The following is a 4,039-nucleotide window of genomic DNA, read 5'->3' as shown; positions in this document are numbered from 1 at the left end:
GCACGGAAGGTATCGCCAGCCGCTAGCATGACAGACTTTCCTTCACCTTGCAGGCGCTTAGCAAGTTTACCAATAGTCGTCGTTTTACCAACACCATTGACGCCTACTACTAAGATAACAAAAGGTTTTTTACTGGTATCAATGATAAGTGGCGCAACTTTTGGCGTTAAGATATCGACCAGCTCAGTTTGCAGTGCTTTATATAATGAATGGGCATAAATCAAATCGCCACGGGCGGTTTGCTCAGTCAGGCTCTTAATAATACGATTGGTGGCATTGACGCCGATATCAGCGACCAACAGCTGGTCTTCCACTTCTTCTAAGAGCTCATCGTCAATCTCTTTGCCACCGATAAGGATACTAACCATCCCTTCGGCAAGATTTTTACGTGACTTACTCAGCCCCGTCTTCATGCGATTAAACCAGCTGCCTTTTTTCTTATTTTCCTCAGTCTGTTCTGACTGTTGCGACTCTTCTGGCGCTGTTGCCGGCTGCTGTAACTCAGTTTTTGCTTTATCAATAGCGCTGCTATCATTATTTTTAGAGGTGACGCTCGCACTATCGCCCAGATGATCTTGCAAAGGCATCGTAGGAATTGAAGTTGTAGACTGCGACGCAGCAGTATTTGTAGCACTTTTTGCCGTTGTTTCTACAGTACCCTCTATAGTATTTGCAGCGGGGCTTTGTTTTTCTGTCTTAATAATCGGCGTCGCTAGTGGTAGGTCTGCCGCTGTATCGGTAAGTGAAGTATCTTCAGACTCCTCGATGATATGCACCGATTGCGCCGGCAGACTGGGTAAGGTAATATCGTCGTCATCCAAATCATCAAGACCGCCGTCGAGGTTGATGACCACACGATTGCTGTTATTGGGATTATTCATAAGCTTGCCCTAAAAGTTATCATTATCAGTAGTTTTTAAAATGATGTGCCGCCCGCCTTTGATGATTAACGGACGATTATTTTTAGCCTAGTTTAGCATAATTCAAGCCGCGCTTAGCCTTTAGCATCGCAGAGCATGGTTAAATTATAAAAACCCATAAATTCATAGTAAAACGCTTACTAATTAAGAATAACCTTCCTAATGATAGGTTTATAAATCTTATAACTAGCTAAGCAAGTTTCGCTTAAGGTTTGGACACAAAAATCTGACCTTTGATAGGGCAAACTTCGCCTACCCTTAGCATGATTATACCACCCTATTTCATTTGCTTTTTTTGGCCACTTATATTGGAAACGACCTATGTTATCACTATCGAACGATTATAAAAAAATGACCCAAATGGGCGCCGCCTTGCTTTTTACTATTATCGCGTTGTCCTCAACTGGCTGTAGCACTACACAAGAATTTAAACCGACTGCTACCGTCATGGTTGGGGCGCACAAGTCTTTATAATGGCGTTATGTTTGTCATAAATAGATATATTCATCCAATCATAAATATACGCCATTCTCATTTTACCACTCAGTCACTTATCAGCTACCTTTTATATAAGTAGAACCTATCATGCCATCATCTTTACCTACTATCTCTTTACGCCTTGCCTGCGCTTTAGCGATGGCGACTACCCTTGCGGCTTGCCAAACGAGCGCAGTTTCTTCGGCGAGTGAAGTCGCTAAAAATAAAAATACTACGACCACAGATGTGGTAAATAAAAACCAGCTGGTTAAAGACACTGAGCAACCTTCAGCACTGACCATGGATATGTCTGGTCGCCATGAATACCAGCTCGAAAATGGCTTAAAGATAGTGGTCAAAGAAGACCACCGCGCGCCTGTGGTCATGACACAGATTTGGTATCGTGTCGGCTCAGCAGATGAGCCTCTCGATAAAGGCGGCATCTCTCATGTGCTTGAGCATATGATGTTTAAAGGTACCGCTGATGTATCAAGCGACGATTATGAGCGTTTGATTGCCAAATTTGGCGGCGTCAATAATGCCTTTACCAGTTACGATTTTACCGGTTATTACGAGCTATTCCCTGCCAATCGCTTACCATTAGCGTTAGAGCTAGAAGCGGATCGCATGAAAAACTTAATATTTGATGACAAAGCATTTGCCAAAGAGCATCAAGTGGTCATGGAAGAGCGTCGTCAGCGTACGGATGACAATCCGATTGCCAAAGCTTATGAATCATTTCGACTGCTGGCATTACCAAACAGTCCAAAAGGCGAATCGGTCATTGGCCCTATGAATGAGCTTGAATCAATCACCCTTAACGATTTAAAAGACTGGTACAAAACATGGTACGCACCCAATAACGCCACTTTGGTTATCGTCGGCGATGTTGAGCCAACCGACGTATTAGCGCAGGTCAAACGCTATTTTGGGGAGCTAAAACCAAGCGCGTTACCTAAGCGTCCTGCAGTCACACAAAAGGGTTTTCGCGGTTATCAGCAGGTAGAGTCTGAGCAAGCGGTACAAGTGCCGGTTTTACTGATGGGCTATAACGTGCCCAGTCTGGTAACAGCGGGCGCTAATAATGAGAAGCAAGCGTATGCGCTGTCGCTTGCGCAAGATGTATTAGATGGTGGTCTATCAGCACGTCTCGAGAGCAGGCTGGTACGCGAGCAAGGACTGCTGACCACAGTTGGTACCTCTTATGACTTGCTCGATCGCGGTGATGGGCTGTTTTTGATACAAGCAACCCCGCGCGAAGGCGTCAGTTTAGCGCAGGCACAACAAGCCATTATCAATGAGATTAATAAGCTATCGACCGACCCGATTGCTGCCGATGAAATCGAGCGCGCCAAAACCAATACTGTCACCGGCTTGGTATACGCACAGGATAGTATGGAAGGTCAGGCGCGTATGATTGGCTCGCTGCAATCTATCGGTCTTGATGATAGGTTACTTGCTAAATTACCAACCAAGCTTGATAGCGTAACCATTGCGGATATCCAAGCGGCAAGTAAAAAGTATTTGGTCAAAGATAATTTAACGGTCATGCATATTATCCCGCCCAGAGAGGCTGCTCAAAAAGAGACGGTAAGCAAGGCCAAATAACACAATAGGCTAGCCAATTTTTTTAGAAAAAACTCAATACTTATGACCTTATGACCTTATGACCTTATGACCTTATGAATAAGAAGAAAAACATGACTCAAAGACCTTTTCTTAAGAAAACCAAATTCTTAACTAACTTTAAGCAGCTGCCTCATCTAAGTGTAGGTATTTTTTTAGGTATGATGAGCTTAACTACTATCGCGCAGGCCGATATGGTAGGTGGCGAAGATGCTCGCACGCCCGCAGCCGCTGTCGATACCAGCGCGCCTATTGCCGCTCTCACTAAACTAAGTAGCCTTGATAATGCCAAACCTTTAGAAGTCACGGTGCCAAAGATTCAGAGCTTTAAGACCAAAGCCGGTATTCCTGTGCTTTTCGTGCGGACGACTACTCTGCCCATCGTTGATATCGATTTGCGCTTTAATGCCGGTAGCGCCCGTGATGGCAGTATCAGTCAGTCAGGCTTTGGTATTGCCAATATGACCGCGACGATGCTTGAGCAAGGCTCCAAACGCTTAGATGAAAATGAATTTACGCGGGCGGTCGAAACCTTGGGTATCAATCTAGGTAGTAGCGCCTATAAAGACATGTTTATTGTCTCGTTGCGCAGCTTGTCTGATGATAAGCATCTACTGCCTGCCGTTGATTTAATGACCCAAATGCTCACTGAACCGCGCTTTGATGAACAAATCTTAGCGCGCAACAAAGCACGCTTACTGGTCGGTTTACAGCAGCAAAAACAAGACCCCGGCAGCCTTGCCAGCATTGCCTTTAGCAAGGCGCTATATGGCGACCATCCTTATGCGCATCCATCGGTTGGTACGCTTGAAAGCGTTCCCAATATTGAAAGACAGCATTTGATTGAATTTAAAAACCGCTATCTAGTTGCTGCTAATGCGTCGCTTGCCATGACTGGTAATTTGACTTTGGCACAAGCGAAAAATTTGGCGGAAGAAATAACGGCAGACTTGCCAGCGGGTCAAGCGGCGGCGGCCCTGCCCGAACCAAAGCCACTAACCCAGCCTCAACATATT

General features: G+C 45.1%; 4 protein-coding genes. 3 read left to right on the top strand and 1 reads right to left on the bottom strand.

Going from position 1 to position 4,039, the window contains the following annotated elements; translation table 11 throughout:
- Positions 1-881: signal recognition particle receptor subunit alpha (locus V7D75_RS14355; RefSeq protein WP_333615112.1), on the bottom strand; the 881-nt coding region annotated here is incomplete at its 3' end.
- 360 nt (positions 882-1,241) lie between these two features.
- Between V7D75_RS14355 and V7D75_RS14350 the strand changes: the two genes are divergently transcribed.
- From V7D75_RS14350 to V7D75_RS14340, 3 genes are all read left to right on the top strand, one after another.
- Complete coding sequence (locus tag V7D75_RS14350; protein WP_333615111.1) at positions 1,242-1,394, top strand: hypothetical protein; 153 nt, start codon at positions 1,242-1,244, stop codon at positions 1,392-1,394.
- 111 nt (positions 1,395-1,505) lie between these two features.
- Positions 1,506-3,005 (top strand): M16 family metallopeptidase, encoded by a 1,500-nt coding sequence (locus V7D75_RS14345; protein WP_333615110.1) that lies wholly within the window; start codon positions 1,506-1,508, stop codon positions 3,003-3,005.
- A 92-nt stretch (positions 3,006-3,097) separates the two neighbouring features.
- A partial coding sequence (locus V7D75_RS14340) for a M16 family metallopeptidase (RefSeq protein ID WP_333615109.1) occupies positions 3,098-4,039 on the top strand: 942 nt, incomplete at its 3' end.

The organism is Psychrobacter sp. (assembly GCF_036731945.1).
Taxonomy (GTDB): domain Bacteria; phylum Pseudomonadota; class Gammaproteobacteria; order Pseudomonadales; family Moraxellaceae; genus Psychrobacter.
Note: the sequence above shows the minus strand (reverse complement) of the source record. Positions and strands in the feature narration are given on the sequence as shown.